The 17,341-nt window shown below is 66.6% G+C and carries 15 protein-coding genes; 6 read left to right on the forward strand and 9 right to left on the reverse strand.

Features of this window, described 5'->3' with window-relative positions:
- Window positions 1-37: 37 nt before the first annotated feature.
- Window positions 38-289: a hypothetical protein gene (locus tag JEY66_RS26790; protein ID WP_018271177.1), complete on the reverse strand. Its 252-nt coding sequence runs from the start codon at window positions 287-289 to the stop codon at window positions 38-40.
- 241 nt (window positions 290-530) lie between these two features.
- Between JEY66_RS26790 and JEY66_RS26795 the strand changes: the two genes are divergently transcribed.
- A complete protein-coding gene (locus JEY66_RS26795) occupies window positions 531-2,018 on the forward strand; it encodes a DHA2 family efflux MFS transporter permease subunit (protein ID WP_018271176.1) in 1,488 nt (495 codons plus the stop codon).
- Between the two features lie 545 nt (window positions 2,019-2,563).
- Here the strand turns inward: JEY66_RS26795 and JEY66_RS26800 are convergent.
- Both JEY66_RS26800 and JEY66_RS26805 read right to left on the reverse strand, forming a co-directional pair.
- Window positions 2,564-3,265, reverse strand: coding sequence for an RlmE family RNA methyltransferase (locus JEY66_RS26800; RefSeq protein ID WP_018271175.1), 702 nt, complete (start codon window positions 3,263-3,265; stop codon window positions 2,564-2,566).
- Window positions 3,266-3,431: 166 nt separating this feature from the next.
- Window positions 3,432-4,475: a Ppx/GppA phosphatase family protein gene (locus JEY66_RS26805; RefSeq protein WP_026192650.1), complete on the reverse strand. Its 1,044-nt coding sequence runs from the start codon at window positions 4,473-4,475 to the stop codon at window positions 3,432-3,434.
- A gap of 197 nt (window positions 4,476-4,672) precedes the next feature.
- Here JEY66_RS26805 and JEY66_RS26810 point away from each other — a divergent pair, with 197 nt between their 5' ends.
- Window positions 4,673-7,045 carry a xanthine dehydrogenase family protein molybdopterin-binding subunit gene (locus JEY66_RS26810; protein WP_018271173.1) on the forward strand — a complete coding sequence of 791 codons (2,373 nt, stop codon included), beginning with the start codon at window positions 4,673-4,675 and terminating at the stop codon, window positions 7,043-7,045.
- Window positions 7,046-7,227: 182 nt separating this feature from the next.
- Here JEY66_RS26810 and JEY66_RS26815 read toward each other — a convergent pair whose 3' ends face one another.
- Window positions 7,228-8,031, reverse strand: a complete 804-nt coding sequence (locus tag JEY66_RS26815; protein ID WP_018271172.1) for a hotdog family protein — start codon at window positions 8,029-8,031, stop codon at window positions 7,228-7,230.
- Window positions 8,032-8,166: 135 nt separating this feature from the next.
- On the opposite strand from JEY66_RS26815, the gene JEY66_RS26820 reads away from it, so the two are divergent.
- The 3 genes from JEY66_RS26820 to JEY66_RS26830 are packed head-to-tail and all read left to right on the forward strand — an operon-like array spanning window position 8,167 to window position 11,597.
- Window positions 8,167-8,667 carry a YaiI/YqxD family protein gene (locus JEY66_RS26820; RefSeq protein WP_018271171.1) on the forward strand — a complete coding sequence of 167 codons (501 nt, stop codon included), beginning with the start codon at window positions 8,167-8,169 and terminating at the stop codon, window positions 8,665-8,667.
- 4 nt (window positions 8,668-8,671) lie between these two features.
- Entirely contained in the window at window positions 8,672-10,489 is a 1,818-nt protein-coding gene (locus tag JEY66_RS26825) for an ABC-F family ATP-binding cassette domain-containing protein (RefSeq protein WP_018271170.1), read from the forward strand.
- Between the two features lie 28 nt (window positions 10,490-10,517).
- Window positions 10,518-11,597 carry an alanine racemase gene (locus JEY66_RS26830; protein ID WP_018271169.1) on the forward strand — a complete coding sequence of 360 codons (1,080 nt, stop codon included), beginning with the start codon at window positions 10,518-10,520 and terminating at the stop codon, window positions 11,595-11,597.
- 206 nt (window positions 11,598-11,803) lie between these two features.
- On the opposite strand, the gene JEY66_RS26835 is transcribed toward JEY66_RS26830, so the two are convergent.
- Window positions 11,804-12,706, reverse strand: coding sequence for a LysR family transcriptional regulator (locus tag JEY66_RS26835; protein ID WP_018271168.1), 903 nt, complete (start codon window positions 12,704-12,706; stop codon window positions 11,804-11,806).
- 94 nt (window positions 12,707-12,800) lie between these two features.
- On the opposite strand from JEY66_RS26835, the gene JEY66_RS26840 reads away from it, so the two are divergent.
- Complete coding sequence (locus JEY66_RS26840) at window positions 12,801-14,018, forward strand: MFS transporter (RefSeq protein WP_018271167.1); 1,218 nt, start codon at window positions 12,801-12,803, stop codon at window positions 14,016-14,018.
- An 82-nt stretch (window positions 14,019-14,100) separates the two neighbouring features.
- Here the strand turns inward: JEY66_RS26840 and JEY66_RS26845 are convergent, their stop codons facing one another.
- The 4 genes from JEY66_RS26845 to JEY66_RS26860 all read right to left on the reverse strand — a co-directional run bounded on the left by JEY66_RS26845 (window position 14,101) and on the right by JEY66_RS26860 (window position 17,335).
- Complete coding sequence (locus JEY66_RS26845) at window positions 14,101-15,324, reverse strand: TIGR03862 family flavoprotein (protein WP_018271166.1); 1,224 nt, start codon at window positions 15,322-15,324, stop codon at window positions 14,101-14,103.
- Between the two features lie 2 nt (window positions 15,325-15,326).
- Window positions 15,327-16,244: an SDR family NAD(P)-dependent oxidoreductase gene (locus JEY66_RS26850; RefSeq protein WP_026192649.1), complete on the reverse strand. Its 918-nt coding sequence runs from the start codon at window positions 16,242-16,244 to the stop codon at window positions 15,327-15,329.
- Between the two features lie 266 nt (window positions 16,245-16,510).
- Window positions 16,511-16,657 carry a hypothetical protein gene (locus tag JEY66_RS26855; RefSeq protein WP_225159189.1) on the reverse strand — a complete coding sequence of 49 codons (147 nt, stop codon included), beginning with the start codon at window positions 16,655-16,657 and terminating at the stop codon, window positions 16,511-16,513.
- 198 nt (window positions 16,658-16,855) lie between these two features.
- The gene (locus tag JEY66_RS26860; protein ID WP_016846543.1) at window positions 16,856-17,335 is read right to left on the reverse strand and encodes a MaoC family dehydratase; all 480 of its coding nucleotides are present in this window, start codon (window positions 17,333-17,335) and stop codon (window positions 16,856-16,858) included.
- Between the last annotated feature and the right edge of the window lie 6 nt (window positions 17,336-17,341).

Consider the following 17,341-nt stretch of genomic DNA (forward strand, 5'->3'; position numbering starts at 1 on the left):
GTTTGCCAGCCATGCACAGGCCTTTTTAGGGGCCGGTTCAGGGTGCCCGGTAGCCCGGCGGCGGGCCGTGGCGGCGGATCGCCTCGACCATTTCGCGATGGCGCCGGTCCTCGCGCTTCATGTGGACCGCGATCACGGCATGGGCCGACGGCACCAGCAGCAACACGTGGAAAAACAGCCCGAAAACCGCGCAAAACACGATCAGGACCAGATTGAAGATGGCCGAAAACGGCTGTCCGTTCAGGAGCAGCCCGATCGGCGGCAGGAGAGCGGCAAGGACGTAGATCACGGCACACCTTCCAGAGCGTTTTCGAGCGAAGTGGATACCGGTTCGCCTGAAGAAAACGCGTGAAAACATCAATCCAGGGCCTCCGTTCCGATCCTATCGGAACGGAAAGGCTCTGACACGGGCGGATGCATACCAGCGTCACGCAGGATTTAGGGCGTTTGGCCGGTTCCGCAATAGCGTGGCCCTGGGCAGGATGATATGGCCCCCTCGCCCGCCTTTTTCAGCACAGCTGTCCTGTTTGATGAACAAACAACGCCTGATTCCGCTCATCGTGGCCACCGCCCTGTTCATGGAGAACATGGACTCCACGGTGATCGCGACCTCGCTGCCCGCGATCGCCGCCGATATCGGCACCAGCCCGCTGACGCTGAAGCTGGCGATCACCTCCTACCTGCTGTCGCTCGCGGTGTTCATCCCGGCGAGCGGCTGGACCGCGGACCGCTTCGGCGCCCGCATCGTGTTTGCCGGCGCCGTCGGCGTGTTCATGCTGGGCTCGATAGGCTGCGCACTGTCGTCCTCGGTGACCGATTTCGTGTTCGCCCGCATCCTGCAGGGCCTCGGCGGGGCGATGATGACCCCGGTCGGGCGGCTGGTGCTGCTGCGCTCGGTCGACAAGAGCGCGCTGGTCAACGCGATGGCCTGGGTGACGGTCCCGGCGCTGATCGGCCCGGTGATCGGGCCGCCGCTCGGCGGCTTCATCACCACCTATTTCTCCTGGCACTGGATCTTCCTGATCAACATCCCGATCGGGCTGCTCGGCATCTTCCTGGCTTTGAAATACATCGACCCGATCAAGAGCGAGGATCCCGAGCGCTTCGATCTCGTGGGACTGGTGCTGGCCGGTATCGGCCTCGCCGGCATCGCCTTCGGGCTGTCGGTGGCCGGGCTCAATTTGCTGCCGTGGCCGATCGTCGCCGCGCTGGTCGGGGTCGGCACGGTATCGATGACGCTTTACGTCATCCACGCGCGGCGGACCGGTTCGCCGGTGCTCGATTTCGGCTTGCTGCGGCTGCCGACCATGCGCGCGTCGATCGTCGGCGGCTTCATGTTCCGGCTCGGCATCGGCGCGCTACCGTTTCTGCTGCCGCTGTTGATGCAGGTCGGCTTCGGCCTGTCGCCGTTCCAGTCCGGTCTCGTCACCTTTGCGTCGGCGGTCGGCGCCATGGGCATGAAGACGCTGGCGGCGCGCATCATCCGCGCCTTCGGCTTCCGCAACATGATGACCGTCAACGCGGTGGTCAGTTCGGCCTTCCTCGCCGCCTGCGCGCTGTTCACGATCTCGACGCCGCTGATGCTGATCTTCACGATCCTGGTGGTCGGCGGCTTCTTCCGCTCGCTGCAATTCACCGCGATCAACACCGTGGCCTATGCCGAGGTCGAGGCGCCGCAAATGAGCCGGGCCACCACCCTCGTCAGCGTCAACCAGCAGCTCGCGGTGTCCGCGGGCGTCGCGGTCGGCGCGTTCTCGGTCGAAACCACGCTGGCGCTGCATCACCAGACCGAGCTCTCCGCCGACGTGTTCGCGCCGGCCTTCATCGTGGTGTCGCTGATCTCGGCGGCCTCGGCCTGGTTCTTCTGGCAGATGCCGGCTGAGGCCGGCAACGAGATCGCCGGCCGCAAGGCGATCGACATCTCGAGCCGCAAGGGCGCCGAGAAACGCGCCGCCGCCGAAGCCGTCAAGGTCGCCACCGAGGACACCCAGAACGCGCGCGATCAGCGGCTCGGCTAGTCGATCGAACCAGCCGTTCCCGAGGCGCGTACACCGCGAGCCGCCGTCAGGTCACGACCAGGCCATCAGGGGTGGCCGGTCATTCCGCCTGGCTGTCCTCGATCCGGACGTTCAATAAGTTCGTATGTGGGAACGTGGGTCGCTTCCAGCCACGATTCCAGCGCTGCTCCGCAGACCGTGCAGATCGCATCACCCGTATGCGGCACCAAGAACTTCTCTTCGGTGCGTCTGTACTCGGCGCCGCAATTGCATTGAACAATGGTCGCCAGCTGGGAAATATGCGCTTGCGTCGCCCGATTTTCCAGTCCTGCAAGAAACGGCCCCAGTGCGCGAAACCTGACGCTGCACCAAGGCCGCCAACCCGGTTGGGGTTTTCTCCCGGTGGGCTTGGGGGGCATTGGCCGGGAGCAAAGGAGTCGACTCCAGCCGCGCGCCAAGGTTCCCGCCGGTTGCGCTGAAATGTGGTTTCTGCGCTCCTTCGTCGTTGCGAGCGGAGCGAAGCAATCCAGTCGTCCGCCGATACAGGGCCATGGATCGCTTCGTCGCTACTCCCCGCGCGATGACGGCTGCTGCTGCCCGCGAAATCCCGTCGCCAGCACGTAACGCTCCGACGAATCCTGCCGGCTGGCGGCCGGCTTGACGTGGCGGACGGTGGCGAAATCGCGCTTCAGCTGCGCCACCAGCTCGGCGTCGGCGCCGCTCTGGAACACTTTTGCCAGGAACGTGCCGCCGGGATTGAGCACCTCGCCGGCGAAATGCGCGGCGGTCTCGACCAGGCCGATGATGCGCAGCTGATCGGTCTTGCGATGGCCGGTGGTGTTGGCAGCCATGTCGGACATCACGATGTCGGCGCGGCCGCCCATCATCGCGATCAGTTTTTCCGGCGCGTCATGGTCGAGGAAGTCGAGCTGCGCGAAGGTGACGCCGGGAATCTCGCCCATCTCCAAGAGATCGATCGCGACCACCTTGCCCTTGCCGTCGGCTGCTCCTGTGCGTTTTGCCGCGATCTGGCTCCAGCCGCCGGGCGCCGCGCCAAGGTCGACCACGGTCATGCCCGGCTTGAGCAGGCGGTATTTGTCGTCGATCTCGAGCAGCTTGAACGCTGCGCGGGAGCGGTAGCCCATCGCCTTGGCCTTGGCGACATAGGGATCGTTGAGCTGGCGCTCGAGCCAGAGTTTTGACGACAGCTTGCGCTTGCCGCCGCTCTTGACCGTGACGTGCAGCCGCCCGGTGGTGTCTTTCGCCATACTGCTTCTCTGCTCCCTCGCCTCGCTCTTGCGAGGAGAGGGTTGGGGTGACGGGCTGTTTCCGCAATAAAGGTGAGAGATGCGCTCCTGGAGAGTCCCCCTCACCCGGATTGCATTGACATGCAATCCGGCCTCTCCCCGCTAGCGGGGCGAGGCAAGAGAAGCTCTAGCACGCCCGCAGCGCGCCGTCCTCGCGCATCATCTCGACCAGCATGCCCTCGCGCAGGCCGCGATCGGCGACGCGGAGCCGCGGCATCGGGAACGCGTTGCGGATCGCATCGAGGATCGCGCAGCCGGCGAGCACCAGATCGGCGCGCTCGACGCTGATGCAGTTGTTGTTGACGCGCGCTTCATAGCTCATGCCGAGCAGCCTCTGGATCGTCGCGGTAACGTCGCAATCGTTCATCCAGATGCCGTCGATGCGGCGACGGTCATAGCGCGACAGGTTGAGGAACACGCCGGCGAGCGTGGTCACGGTGCCCGAGGTGCCGAGCATGTGCATGTCGCGCAGATTCTTGCCGTGCTCGGCCGCGAACGGCGCGACGTGCCGCGCGACCTCATCGATCATCTGCGCATACAGATCCCTGGTGACGTTCTTGCCGCCGAAATGTTCGGCCAGCGTGACGACGCCGAGCGGGATCGACATCCACGCCTTGATGCGTGGCGGCGCGTCGGGTGCGTTGGGGTCGCGCTCGATCCGCACCAGCTCGGTCGAGCCGCCGCCGATATCGAACAGGATGGCGCCCCGTCCCTTCGGATCGAGCAGCGGCGAGCAGCCGATCACAGCGAGCGTCGCCTCGGTCTCGCGATCGATCACCTCGAGCTTGATGCCGGTCTCGGCCGCCACCCGCGCGCGAAAGCTCTCGGCGTTGCCAGCGGCGCGGCAGGCCTCGGTGGCGATGAGCCGCAGCCGGCGCGCCTTGCGATAGCGGATCTTGTCGCTGCAGATGGCGAGCGCGGCAATCGCGCGCTCGATCGCGGCCTCGCTGATCGAGCCGGTGGCGGCGATGCCCTCGCCGAGCCGGATGATTCGCGAGAAGGAATCGACCACGCGGAACCCGTCGCCGGTGGGACAGGCGATCAACAGCCGGCAATTGTTGGTGCCAAGGTCGAGCGCGGCGTAGACGCCACTTTCCGCCGCTGCCGCAACCAACCCTGGCGGGGCTTCGCTGGCCGGGGGGCCGTCGCAAAGCCGCACATGGTCGTTCATCAAAACTGTCTTTCCGCGGGACCAGAAGGCCCGCCGAATAATTATCGTTCACGGAAACTTTAGCAGCGTCAAAGCCCTACGCAAACTCCGTTCACATTGGGTCCATGCCCAATCGGGCGTTGTCGTTAAGGGGGGTGTGCGTTATCTCCTCACCGCCCCCAAACTCCAGCAAATCCGGGCATTTCAGGTCATTTTCGATGCAAGATCACACGCCGCCTGCCTCCCTCGAAAACGCTATCGCACTGCAAAAATACGGTGTCGGACAGCCTGTTCGACGAAAGGAGGACGACACCCTGGTGCGCGGCAAGGGCAAATACACCGACGATTTCTCGCTGCCCGGCCAGGCGTACTGCTGGATGGTTCGCTCCTCGCATGCCCATGGACTCATCAAGGGGATCGATACCGCGGCCGCCAAGGCGATGCCGGGCGTGCTCGGGGTCTGGACCGGCGCCGACCTTGCGGCCGCCGGCTACAACCCCTTCACCTGCGGCCTGCCGCTGAAGAACCGTGACGGCTCGCCGCTCAAGCAGACCAACCGACCGGCGCTGGTGACCGACAAGGTGCGCTTCGTCGGCGATCCCGTCGCCTTCGTGGTCGCGGAGACCGCGGCGCAGGCGCGCGATGCCGCCGAGGCCGTCGAGGTCGATATCGAGCCGCTGCCGGCGGTGACGGACGCGGCCGAAGCCGCCAAGCCCGGCGCACCGCAGCTCTATGACGACATCCCCGATAACGTCGCGCTCGACTATCATTATGGCGACACCGCCAAGATCGAGGCGGCGTTCGCCGGCGCGGCGCACGTCACCAAGCTCGACATCGTCAACACCCGCGTCGCCGTGGTCTCGATGGAGCCGCGCGTCGCCCTCGCCCACTACGACAAGAAAACCGAGCGCTTCACGCTGCAGGTGCCGACCCAGGGCGTCTCCGGCAACAAGGCGATCCTGGCCCGCCTGCTCAACGTGCCCGCCGACAAGGTCCGCATCCTCACCGGCAATGTCGGCGGCTCGTTCGGGATGAAGAACCTCAACTATCCCGAATACACCTGCATCGCGCATGCGGCGCGCGAGCTCGGCCGCCCGGTGAAGTGGCTGGACGAGCGCTCGACCAGCTTCCTCTCGGACAGCCAGGGCCGCGCACAGCTGATCCATGCCGAGCTCGCGCTCGATGCCGACGGCAAGTTCCTCGCGGTGCGGCTGTCCGGCTACGGCAATCTCGGCGCCTACATCACCGGCGTCGCGCCGGGCCCGCTGTCGCTCAACACCGGCAAGAACCTCGCCAGCGTCTATCGCACGCCGCTGCTCGGCGTCGACATCAAGACGGTCCTGACCAACACCACGCTGATGGGCGCCTATCGCGGCGCCGGCCGGCCGGAGGCCAACTACTACATGGAGCGGCTGATCGATGCTGCCGCCGACGAGATGGGCATCAACCGCTTCACGCTGCGCAAGCGCAACTTCATCAAGCCGTCGCAGCTGCCCTTCCCGGCGGCCTCCGGCGTCACCTATGACAGCGGCGATTTCGCCGCCGTGTTCCAGAAGGCGCTGGAGATCTCCGACTACGACAATTTCGCCAAACGCAAGAAGGAGAGCAAAAAGAGCGGCAAGCTGCGCGGCATCGCCGTCGGCTCCTATCTCGAGGTCACCGCGCCGCCGTCTGGCGAGCTCGGCAAGATCAGCTTCGAGCCCGACGGCTCGGTGAAGCTCACCACCGGCACGCTGGATTACGGCCAGGGCCACGCCACCCCGTTCGCGCAGGTGCTGTCCGACCAGCTCGGGGTGCCCTTCGAGAAGATCACGCTCGAACAGGGCGACAGCGATCTCGTCCGCTTCGGCAACGGCACCGGCGGCTCGCGCTCGATCACCGCAACTGGCCAGGCGATCGTCGAGGCTTCCGCGCTCGTGGTCGAGAAGGGCAAGAAGGCCGCCGCGCACATGCTGGAGGCCTCCGAGGCCGACATCGAATTCGGCGCCGGCCGCTTCACCATCGCCGGCACCGACCGCTCGATCGGCATCATGGAGCTCGCCGAGCGGATGCGCGCCGGCAAGATGCCCGAGGGCACGCCGGAGACGCTCGACGTCGATCACGCCACCAAGGAGACGGCGTCGACGTTCCCGAACGGCTGCCACGTCGCCGAGGTCGAGATCGATCCCGACACGGGCGTGACGCGGATCGTGCGCTACTCCGCGGTCAATGATTTCGGCGTCGTGGTCAATCCGATGATCGTCGCCGGCCAGCTGCACGGCGGCGTCGCGCAGGGCATCGGCCAGGCGCTAATGGAGGAAGTCAGCTACGACGCCTCCGGCCAGCCGATCACCGGCTCGTTCATGGACTACGCGCTGCCGCGTGCCGGCGACGTGCCGTCGATGCTGGTCGGCGATCATCCCTCGCCGGCGAAATCCAACCCGCTCGGCACCAAGGGCTGCGGCGAAGCCGGCTGCGCCGGCAGCCTCGTCTGCATCGTCAACGCCGTGGTCGACGCGCTGTCGGACTACGGCATCAAGCACATCAACATGCCGCTGACGCCGGAACGCGTCTGGCGCGCGATCCAGGACGCCAAGGCGAAGGCGGCGTAGGGGCTGCCTTGCCGTAACCACAAACACAGGTGTCATCGCCCGCGAAAGCGGGCGATCCAGTATTCCAGAGACGTCAGCGATAGAACCGAGGAGCCGCGGCGTACTGGATCCCCCGCTTTCGCGGGGGATGACAGTTGCGCGCGTCGATGGACTGCCCGGTTAATGCCGGCAGCGTCGTCGACCTACGCCGCGGCCTGCTCGCGCGGCTGGGTGATCGCGATGTGCCAGCAATGCGCGAGCGGCACACCGTTGCCGAGCACCAGCGCGTCGAGCTCGACGAAGCGGTGGCCCTTCTTGTCGTAATTGCCGGTCACCTTGGCGCGCGCGGTCAGCTCGTCGCCGATCTTGCCGGCCGACAACAGCTGCATGCGGGTGCCGACATGGATCCAGGGCCCGAGGATCGCATTGTCGACCAGGACCTTGTTCATCACCCGCGGCAGCAGGCCGGGATGGCCGAGCCCTTCGCGCAGGTAGATCGGGTCGGTCTCCCTGATGTCGGCGAGATATTCCTTCGCGGCATCGCCGGACCAGTCGCGCGGGATGGTGCCGAGCCACTTGCCCTCTTCATAGGACGACGCGCTGACCGGCTTGCGCTCGGCGACCGCGGCAACCTGTTTGTAGTCGTCGAGCACGAATTTCGGCGCTGAAGTCGGCAGCGAGGCGGTGCCGGTGGCGCAGAGCTCGCCGCGGCTGTGGAGCTCGATCGTGAGCCCGTTGCCGGTCTCCTGGCCGGTCAATTCCGCGATCTCGCCGTCATAGACCGGCTTGACGAAGCGCGCCTCGATCAGGCCGCGCGCGAGAAAATCGCGGCCCCATTTCTCGACCGGCAGGTGCATCATGTAGGCCATCACGTCGACGCCGGGCACCAGCCCGCCGGAAAAGCCGAACTTCCGCGCCACCGTGTCGTCGTGGATCTTGTTCTCCGAGAGCTTTGACGTGTTGTAGGCCGAGACGCGGTAGGTCAGCGAAGCCGTCTTCGAATCCATGGGGTTTCCCCTTATTTCCGTTGTTTTTGTCGGGCAATCGTAGTCGAACCGGGCATCGTGACAAGCCTCTCGTTTTGCTCGCAATTTTCCGCCCGATGGAGTACACGCAGGCCGCGCCTGCCAACCCTGGAATCGATGACTGAAACCCCTGCTCCCACCCGCATCTATGTCGACGCCGACGCCTGCCCGGTGAAGGACGAGATCTATCGCGTCGCGATCCGGCACGGCGTGCCCGTCAGCGTGGTCGCGGGCAATTTCATCCGCGTGCCGCAGGATCCGCTGATCGAGCGCATCGCCGCCGGTTCCGGCATGGATGCGGCCGACGACTGGATCGCGGAACGCGCGCGTGAGGGCGACATCGTGATCACGGCGGACATTCCGCTGGCGAGCCGCTGCGTCAAGGCCGGCGCCGACGTGATCGCGCCGAACGGCAAGCCGTTCACCGAACAGTCGATCGGCATGACGCTCGCGGTGCGCAACCTGATGACCGATCTGCGCTCGTCGGGCGAGATCACCGGCGGGCCGAAATCATACTCGCCGCGCGACCGCTCGACCTTCCTGTCGACGCTCGACCAGACCATCCGCCGCATCCAGCGCCGCCGCGCCGAGCAGGCGCCGGCGAGCCAGCAGGGTTAGCGCGATGGCTCCGCCTCCTCTCATCCAGCTCAAGGACATCAGCCTGACCTTCGGCGGCACGCCGCTGCTCACCGGCGTCGAGCTGTCGGTCTCCGCGGGCGAACGCGTCTGCCTGATCGGCCGCAACGGCTCCGGCAAGTCGACACTGCTGCGCATCGCGGCCGGCCTGGTCGAGCCCGATGCCGGCAGCCGCTTCGTGCAGCCCGGCGCCACCATCCGCTATCTGCCGCAGGAGCCGGATTTCGGCGACCACAAGACGACGCTGGCCTATGTCGAGGCCGGGCTCGGCCCCGGCGACGACCACTACCAGGCGCGCTATCTGCTCCAGCAGCTCGGCCTCAGCGGCGAGGAAGATCCCGCGCATGTCTCCGGCGGTGAGGCGCGCCGCGCGGCGCTGGCCCGCGTGCTGGCGCCCTCGCCCGATATCCTGCTGCTGGACGAGCCGACCAACCATCTCGACCTGCCGACCATCGAATGGCTCGAGGGCGAATTGGAAAGCCGCCGCTGCGCGCTGGTGCTGATCAGCCACGACCGCCGCTTCCTCACCAATTTGTCGCGCACCACCGCCTGGCTCGACCGCGGCCAGATCCGGCAGATCGAGCGCGGCTTCGGCGCCTTCGAGGCGTGGCGCGACGAGGTGCTGGCGGAGGAAGAGCGCGAGCAGCACAAGCTCGACCGCAAGATCGTCAACGAGGAGCACTGGCTGCGCTACGGCGTCTCCGGCCGCCGCAAGCGCAACGTCAAGCGGCTCGGCAATCTCTTCGCGCTGCGCGACCAGCGCCGCAACTATCGCGGCGCCACCGGCAATGCCACGCTCGCCGCTGCCGAGGCCGAGAAATCCGGCCGCCTGGTGATCGAGGCCAAGAACATCACCAAGGCCTATGGCGAGCGCAGGATCGTCGACGGCTTCTCGACCCGGATCCAGCGCGGCGACCGGCTCGGCATCGTAGGTCCCAACGGCGCCGGCAAGACCACGCTGGTGCATCTGCTGATCGGCAACGATCCGCCCGACTCCGGTTCGGTGCGGCTCGGGGCCAATATCGAGATGGCAACCCTCGACCAGCATCGCGAAAGCCTCGACCCGAAGCTGACGCTGGCCGAGGCGCTGACCGGCGGCCGCGGCGATCACGTCATGGTCGGCGACAAGTCGAAGCACGTGATCGGCTACATGAAGGATTTCCTGTTCGCGCAGGAGCAGCGCGGCACGCCGCTGGAAGCGCTCTCCGGCGGCGAGCGCGGCCGCCTGATGCTGGCGCGCGCGCTCGCCAAGCCGTCGAACCTTTTGATCCTGGACGAGCCGACCAACGACCTCGACCTCGAAACCCTCGACGTGCTCGAGGACATGCTCGGCGACTACGAGGGCACGGTGATCCTGATCAGCCACGACCGCGACTTCCTCGACCGCGTGGTGACGTCGGTGATCGTGCCCGAAGGCCAGGGACGCTGGATCGAATATGCCGGCGGCTACTCCGACATGCTGGCGCAGCGCGGCGCCGACGTGAAGCGCGAGACGGTGAAGGCCGAAGCCCCGACCGAAGAAAAGACAGAAGCCAGGGCCGCGGCGCCCGAAGCAGCACCGAGGCGCCGGCTGAGCTTCAACGAGAAGCACGCGCTGGAAACCTTGCCGAAGACCATCGACAAGCTGCATGCCGAAATCGCCAAGCAGCAGAAGCTGCTCGACGATCCCGATCTCTATACAAAGGATCGCAAGACATTCGACGCTGCCTCGGCCGCGATCGCAAAGGCGCAGCAAGAGCTCGCCGCCGCCGAGGACCGCTGGCTCGAGCTCGAAGTGCTGCGCGAAGAGATCGAACAGGCATAATTTGTAGGATCGGTAAGAAGGACAGACCATGACCACGCCCCTCGCCGCCAAGATCGCCAAGGAATACGGCACGCCCTGCGCCGTGATCGACATGGACCGGGTCGAGCGCAACATCGCGCGCATCCAGAAGGCCTGCGACGAGGCCGGCGTCGCCAACCGTCCGCACATCAAGACGCACAAGAACCCGATGCTGGCGCAGCTGCAGATCAAGGCCGGCGCCAAAGGCGTCACCTGCCAGAAGCTCGGCGAGGCCGAGATCATGGCGGATGCCGGCATCGACAACATCCTGATCAGCTACAATCTGCTCGGTGACGAGAAGATGGCGCGGCTCGGCGCGCTGCAAGGCAAGGCCAACGTCACCGTCGCCGCCGACAATTCCGTCGTCGTCGGCGACCTGCCGAAGGCCGCAGCCGCCTCCGGCCGCCCGCTCACGGTTGTGGTCGAATGCGACACCGGCCGCAAGCGCGCCGGCGTCGAGACCCCGGCCGAGGCGATCGCGCTGGCGCGCGAGATCGCTGCCTCCAAGGGCCTCGCCTTCGCGGGCTTCATGCTGTACCCGACCGAGACCGGCTGGGCCGATGCGCAGAAATTCTACGACGAGGCGCTGGCCGGCGTTCGCGCTTACGGCCTCGATGCGACAATCGTCTCCACCGGCGGCACGCCGAACCTGAAGAACCTCGGTAAGCTGAAGGGCGGCACCGAGCACCGCTTCGGCACCTACATCTACAACGACCGCATGCAGGTCGCGGCCGGCGTCGCGACCTGGGACGATTGCGCGCTGCACGTCTATTCCACCGTCGTCAGCCGCGCCGGCCCCGAGCGCGGCATCCTCGATGCCGGCTCCAAGACGCTGACCTCGGACACCGGCGGCCTCGAAGGCCACGGCCTGATCCTCGAACATCCCGAGGCCAGGATCGCGCGCTTCGCCGAGGAGCACGGCTTTCTCGATCTGTCCCGCAGCAACACGCGGCCCAATGTCGGCGACGTGGTGCGGGTCGTGCCCAATCATGTCTGCGTCGTCGTCAACATGATGGACGAGGTCGTGATGGTGCGCGGCGACGAGATCATCGGTGCGTTGCCGGTGACGGCGCGGGGCAAGCTGCGCTAGCGCCCGCGCATCCTTCGAGGCTCCCCGAGCAGCGCAATTGCGCCGCTCGGCTCGCACCTCCAGCGACAAAGGCGAAGCCTTTGCGTGGGGATGACGCTCTCTCGACTGCCCGATCACGCTCTCTCTGAGCCGTCACCCCGAGGTGCGAGCGGAGCGAGCCTCGAAGGGCGGCGGCGGGCTAAAGGTCGCGAAGCACAGGAGCCTCGCTACCCATGCATCAGCGCCTGCAGCTCGCGGTCCAGCGCCGCGCGAAACACCTCGATCGGCCGCGCCAGGCGGCCGGCCGGCGGGCGATGCACGATCCAGGCACGCACCGCGGGATTGAAATCCGCGATCTTCACGGCCTTGAGCCGGCTGCGGATCGGGCTCCGCTTCAGCGCAACCGGCGTCACGAGGCCGATGCCGAGCCCGCGCGCCACCAGCGACAGGCGCAGCTCGCTGTCGAGCGCCTCGACGGCGATGTTGAACGGCAGATGCGCCGCATCGAAATGGCGCTTCAACGTCTGGCGGAAGCCGCAGCCGTCCTGGTTGATCACCCATCCGGTCCGCGACAGCCATTCGAGGTCGACTGACTTCGGCGTCTTCATGTCGCGCGCGACGACGAACACCACCGGCTGCGCGCCGAGATCGGAGGCCTCGAGATCGTCGGGCGGTGCGGTGCCGTCAGGAAGGCAGATCGCCGCCGCGTCGAGCTCGTTGCGGCTGACCCGCTCCATGTGGTTGGGCGACCAGCCCGAGACGACGCGCACCGCCAGCGCCGGAAATTCGCCGCGCACCGCGTCGAGCGGACCGGTCAGCCCCGCCTCCGACAGAAACGGCGTCAGGCCGAGCCTGAACTCGCCGCGCACCGCGCCGTCATTGGCGACGCCTGACTTGAGGTCGTCGAGCATGCGCAGCAGCCGGCGGCCCTGCTCATAGGCCTCGATTCCGGCCGCAGTCGGCTTCAGCGGCTTGGAGAGCCGGTCGAGCAGCTGCGCGCCGAGCATCTCCTCGAGATTCTGGATCCGCCGCGTCACGCCGGGCTGGGTCAGGTTCAGCCGCGCCGAGGCCGCGACGATCGATCCGGTCTCCACCACGGCGACGAACGCGACGAGGTCATGGGTGTTCATAAACATTCTCGCATATTCTTCATCATCTTATTTGAATTGTAGCATATTATGCCGATCCCCTAAAGGGGGCCTCGCCACTCCATCGCGAGGCCCCATGACCATCTCCGAAGCCACCAAACTCTCCCCGGCGCGCACCGTCGCCGTGCGTCCCCTGATCTGGATCGGCGCCATCACGACCGGCACCGTCGTCACCAATCTCTTTGCGCCACAAATCCTCGTCGGTCTGATGGGCCGCTCGCTCGGCATGACCGCGCTGCAAGCCGGCCTGATCTCGACGCTGACCCTGCTCGGCTACGCGCTCGGACTGCTGCTGCTGGTGCCGCTGGTCGACCTCGTCGAGAACAAGCGGCTGATCCTGCGGACGCTGGCCTGCGCCATCGTCGCGGCGATCGGCACCGCGATGGCGCCGACGCCGCTGATCCTGCTCGCCGCCACCTTCGTCCTCGGCGCGTCGTGCGCCGCGATCCAGATGGTGGTACCGCTGGTGGCATCGATGGTGCCGCCGGAGCGCCGGGGACAGGCGATCGGCGATGTGATGAGCGGCCTGATGATCGGCATCCTGCTGTCGCGGCCGATGGCGAGCCTGATCGCGGACAGCTGGAACTGGCGCGGCTACTATGTCACCTCGGCGGTGCTGATGACGGTGCTCGCCGCAGCACTGGCGCGCACGCTGCCGACGCTGCAGCCGGCGGCGAAGGTCAGCTACGGCGCGTTGCTGCGTTCGTTCCCAAAACTGCTGCGCGAGGAGCCGGTGCTGCGCGTTCGGTCCTGGACCGCGGCGCTGGTGATGGCCTCGTTCACCGCGTTCTGGGCCGCCGTGGCGCTGCGCCTGCCGGATGCGCCGTTCCAGCTCGACGCCGGGGGCATCGCGCTGTTCGCACTGATCGGCGTCGCCGGCGCTGTCGCGACACCGCTGGCCGGCCGCTGGGGCGACCGCGGCCTGGCGCGGCCGATGCTGATCGGCTCGCACCTGCTGATATCGGCATCGCTCGCGCTATGCGCTTGGGCCGGCGTGATCGAATCCCGAATCGGGGCGCTGGTCGTGCTGAGCCTCGGCACCATCCTGCTCGATCTCGGCATCACCACCGACCAGACGCTCGGCCGCCGCGCCGTCAACCTGCTGCGCCCCGAGGCGCGCGGCCGGATCAACGGCCTGTTCGTGGCGCTGTTCTTCATCGGCGGCGCGGTCGGCGCGGCAGCGGCATCCGCGGCGTGGAGCTTTGGTGGCTGGACCGCGGTATGCGCAGTGGCCGCGACGTTCGGTGTGCTCGGCCTGATCACGGACATCGCCACGAAGACGGGATCGGAGTGAGTGGCATCGCGCAGGATGGGTAGAGCGCAGCGAAACCCATCAACTTGTTTCCGCGAGGAGACATGATGGGTTTCGCTTCGCTCTACCCATCCTGCGAATTAAGCCAATTCAACACACCCTTCCCGGCGGCGACGCCCGTTGCAAACGACGCCTGCAACAGATAGCCGCCGGTCGGCGCTTCCCAATCGAGCATCTCGCCGGCCGCGAAGACGCCGGGCAGCCGCCGCAGCATGAAATGCGCGTCGAGTTCGTCGAACCTGATCCCGCCGGCGCTCGAGATCGCGCGTGCGATCGGCGCCACGCCTGACACCTTGATCGGCACCGCATTGATCAGTTCGGCCAATTCGGCCGGCGGCAGCGCGGCCAGCGACCGGCCGGAGGCGACTGCCGCCTCCTGCAACAAACCGATGCCGACCGGTGAGAGCTGCGCGGCCTTGCGCAGGAAATTGGAAAAGGATTGCTTGCCCTTCGGCGCCGACAGCCGCGCGACCAGTTCGTCGCCCGCAACATCGGGCCGCAACGCCACGCTGAGCATAGCCGTGCCGTTGGCGAGCACCGCCTCGCGCAATTCCGCCGACAATGCGTAGATCGCGCCGCCTTCGATGCCGGAGCGGGTGACGATGGCCTCGCCGCGCATCGTATGCGAACCGATCGTGAGGTCGACGCCCTTGAGCGGCTGGCCCTCGAACCGGTCGCGGAAGATATTCGACCACGCAACCGTGAAGCCGGAATTGGCTGGCTTGATCGGCGTCACCGCAATGCCCTTCGCGGCAAGGATATCCGCCCAGGCGCCGTCGGAGCCGAGCCGGGGCCAGCTCGCGCCGCCGAGTGCCAGCACGGTCGCATCGGCATTGACTGTGCGCTGGCCGTCCTGCGTCTCGAACAGCAGTCCCCCCCGCGCGTCCCATCCAACCCAGCGATGCCGGAGTGCGAACGCGACGCCCGCGGCATCGAGCCGCCGTAGCCAGGCGCGCAGCAATGGCGATGCCTTGAACGCTTTTGGAAACACCCGGCCGCTGCTGCCGACAAAAGTCGGCTGCCCCAGCACGTCGCTCCAGGCGCGCAACGCGTCGGGTGGAAATGCCTCGACCGCAGCCTTCAGACGCAGCACCGCCTCGCGATAGCGCGCGAGGAAATCCGGCAGCGGCTCGGAGTGGGTGAGATTGAGCCCGCCACGGCCGGCCATCAGGAACTTGCGGCCGGCCGACGGCATCGCGTCGTAGACGGTGACCTGTGCGCCACCTTGCGCGAGCACCTCCGCCGCCATCAGGCCGGCAGGTCCGGCTCCGATGACGGCGACGGTCATACTCAGAGCTTGATCCCGGCCCGCGCAGCGGCCTGGGCGACATACTTCTGCGTCTGCTCGAACGCGCCCTGCAGCGCCTTCGCGGTCGACATGTCGCTGATCGCATTGAAGTGCGCGGCGACGCCGTCCGGCGTCCATTCGGACTGCGGTAGGTTGACGCCTTCGGTCTCCAGCACGCGGATCACGGCAAACGAGCCGGCGCCGGCGCCCATGATGGTGCGGGTCGGTGCGTCCTCTGACAGCAGGAATTCGACCGCGGGCGTGATCGCTTCCGGCTTCATCAGCGCCAGCGCCTGCGGCGGCAGCAGTTCCTCGGTCATGCGGGTCGCAGCCGTCGGCGAGATGGTGTTGACCTTGATGTTGTTCTTGCGGCCCTCTTCGGCGAGCACGTTCATCAGGCCGACCATACCGGCCTTCGCCGCGCCGTAATTGGCCTGGCCGAAATTGCCGAACAGGCCGGACGACGAGGTGGTCAGCACGATGCGGCCGTAATTGCGCTCGCGCATGCCGGCCCACACCGCCTTGCAGCAGTAGAAGCTGCCGGTGAGATGCACGTCGAGCACCTTGGCCCAGTCGGCGACCTCGAGCTTGGCGAACGACTTGTCGCGCAGGATGCCGGCATTGGCGCACAACAGATCGACGCTGCCCCACTCCTTGGTGGCGCGCTCGACCATCGCGGTGACCTGCTCGAAATTCGAGACGTCGGCACCGTCGGCCATCGCGGTGCCGCCGGCTTTCCGGATCTCCTCGACCACGGTCTCGGCCGGCGACAGCGAGCCGCCGGTGCCGTCGCGCGCGCCGCCGAAATCGTTGACCACGACCTTGGCGCCGCGGCTGGCGAGTCCCAGCGCATGCGCCCGTCCGAGACCATTGCCCGCGCCGGTGACGATAGCGACGCGTCCGTCAAACCTGATTGCCATGCTTGTCATTCCTGCTCTGACTTCCCTGCTCCCCTTGTGGGAGAAGGTGGCGCGCGCGAGCGCGCCGGATGAGGGGTTCCCTCCACGGATGAGCACGCGGAGAGAGACCCCTCACCCGGCTTCATCTCGCTCCGCTCGATTTCGCCCCCTCCCACAAGGGGAGAGGGTACATGCTCGAGCGGCATGAAAAGGTTGGGGACTTTTGAGCAGCGATGGATGGCCGGGTCAAGCCCGGCCGGGGCAGCGAGGCACGGCCACCGGGCGCGCTAGACCGAAGGGGTCATCGACCCGCAGGGTTTCAGGCTCTTGAGCAGATGCCCGCTCCAGCACTCGTGATGCTCTTGAGCGTAGCTAATCGCACCGATCACAATCAAAGCGACTACGACAATTCCGGCGACGATGTTTTGCACCATGGCTGCCACTCCCGGGACCGCACCGCCTAAAGCGGGCATCATGGACACCAGGGAACACAGCCGTCAATGCGCTACATAGGCCGGAGCAGCGCACCGCATAAAAAACCGATCGGACGGCTCGCTTCACCTCCCCCGCTTGGCTTGCGGGAGAGGTGGCACACCCCTTCGCGGTTGCAACACAACCGCGTCTTGTGACCCTCAGCTGAAATAGATCAGGCCGAGCCAGTCGGCGACCAGCGCGGGCTTTTCCTCGCCTTCGATCTCGACCGTGACGTTGGTGCGCGACAACAACTCCTTCGGCTTGCGCAGCGTGGCTTCGGCCAGCACAAAGCGGCCGCGAACGCGTTTTCCGGAGCGCACCGGCGAGATGAAGCGCAGCTTGTCGAAGCCGTAATTGACGCCCATCGCGGTGCCCTCGAGCACCGGCATCACCTCGTAGGACATGATCGACATCAGCGACATCGTGAGGAAGCCATGGGCGATCGTGGTGCCGAAGGCGGTCTCCTTCCTGGCGCGCTCGGGATCGACATGGATGAACTGGTGATCCTCGATCACGTCGGCATAGGTGTCGATGCGGCCCTGATCGAGCAGGTGCCACGAGGACACGCCGATCTCCTTGCCGACCATGCCCTGGTAGGTTTCCAGCGACACCGGCGGCTTCTTCCAGACTTCGTTCATTGGCTA

Source organism: Bradyrhizobium elkanii USDA 76, assembly GCF_023278185.1.
Classification (GTDB): Bacteria; Pseudomonadota; Alphaproteobacteria; order Rhizobiales; family Xanthobacteraceae; genus Bradyrhizobium; species Bradyrhizobium elkanii.

Excerpts from the sequence above, each read along its gene's own strand:
- JEY66_RS26795 (WP_018271176.1), top strand. The coding sequence starts at position 531 with ATGAACAAACAACGCCTGATTCCGCTCATCGTGGCCACCGCCCTGTTC.
- JEY66_RS26800 (WP_018271175.1), bottom strand. The coding sequence starts at position 3,265 with ATGGCGAAAGACACCACCGGGCGGCTGCACGTCACGGTCAAGAGCGGC.
- JEY66_RS26805 (WP_026192650.1), bottom strand. The coding sequence starts at position 4,475 with ATGAACGACCATGTGCGGCTTTGCGACGGCCCCCCGGCCAGCGAAGCC.
- JEY66_RS26810 (WP_018271173.1), top strand. The coding sequence starts at position 4,673 with ATGCAAGATCACACGCCGCCTGCCTCCCTCGAAAACGCTATCGCACTG.
- JEY66_RS26815 (WP_018271172.1), bottom strand. The coding sequence starts at position 8,031 with ATGGATTCGAAGACGGCTTCGCTGACCTACCGCGTCTCGGCCTACAAC.
- JEY66_RS26820 (WP_018271171.1), top strand. The coding sequence starts at position 8,167 with ATGACTGAAACCCCTGCTCCCACCCGCATCTATGTCGACGCCGACGCC.
- JEY66_RS26825 (WP_018271170.1), top strand. The coding sequence starts at position 8,672 with ATGGCTCCGCCTCCTCTCATCCAGCTCAAGGACATCAGCCTGACCTTC.
- JEY66_RS26830 (WP_018271169.1), top strand. The coding sequence starts at position 10,518 with ATGACCACGCCCCTCGCCGCCAAGATCGCCAAGGAATACGGCACGCCC.
- JEY66_RS26835 (WP_018271168.1), bottom strand. The coding sequence starts at position 12,706 with ATGAACACCCATGACCTCGTCGCGTTCGTCGCCGTGGTGGAGACCGGA.
- JEY66_RS26840 (WP_018271167.1), top strand. The coding sequence starts at position 12,801 with ATGACCATCTCCGAAGCCACCAAACTCTCCCCGGCGCGCACCGTCGCC.
- JEY66_RS26845 (WP_018271166.1), bottom strand. The coding sequence starts at position 15,324 with ATGACCGTCGCCGTCATCGGAGCCGGACCTGCCGGCCTGATGGCGGCG.
- JEY66_RS26850 (WP_026192649.1), bottom strand. The coding sequence starts at position 16,244 with ATGGCAATCAGGTTTGACGGACGCGTCGCTATCGTCACCGGCGCGGGC.
- JEY66_RS26855 (WP_225159189.1), bottom strand. The coding sequence starts at position 16,657 with ATGGTGCAAAACATCGTCGCCGGAATTGTCGTAGTCGCTTTGATTGTG.
- JEY66_RS26860 (WP_016846543.1), bottom strand. The coding sequence starts at position 17,335 with ATGAACGAAGTCTGGAAGAAGCCGCCGGTGTCGCTGGAAACCTACCAG.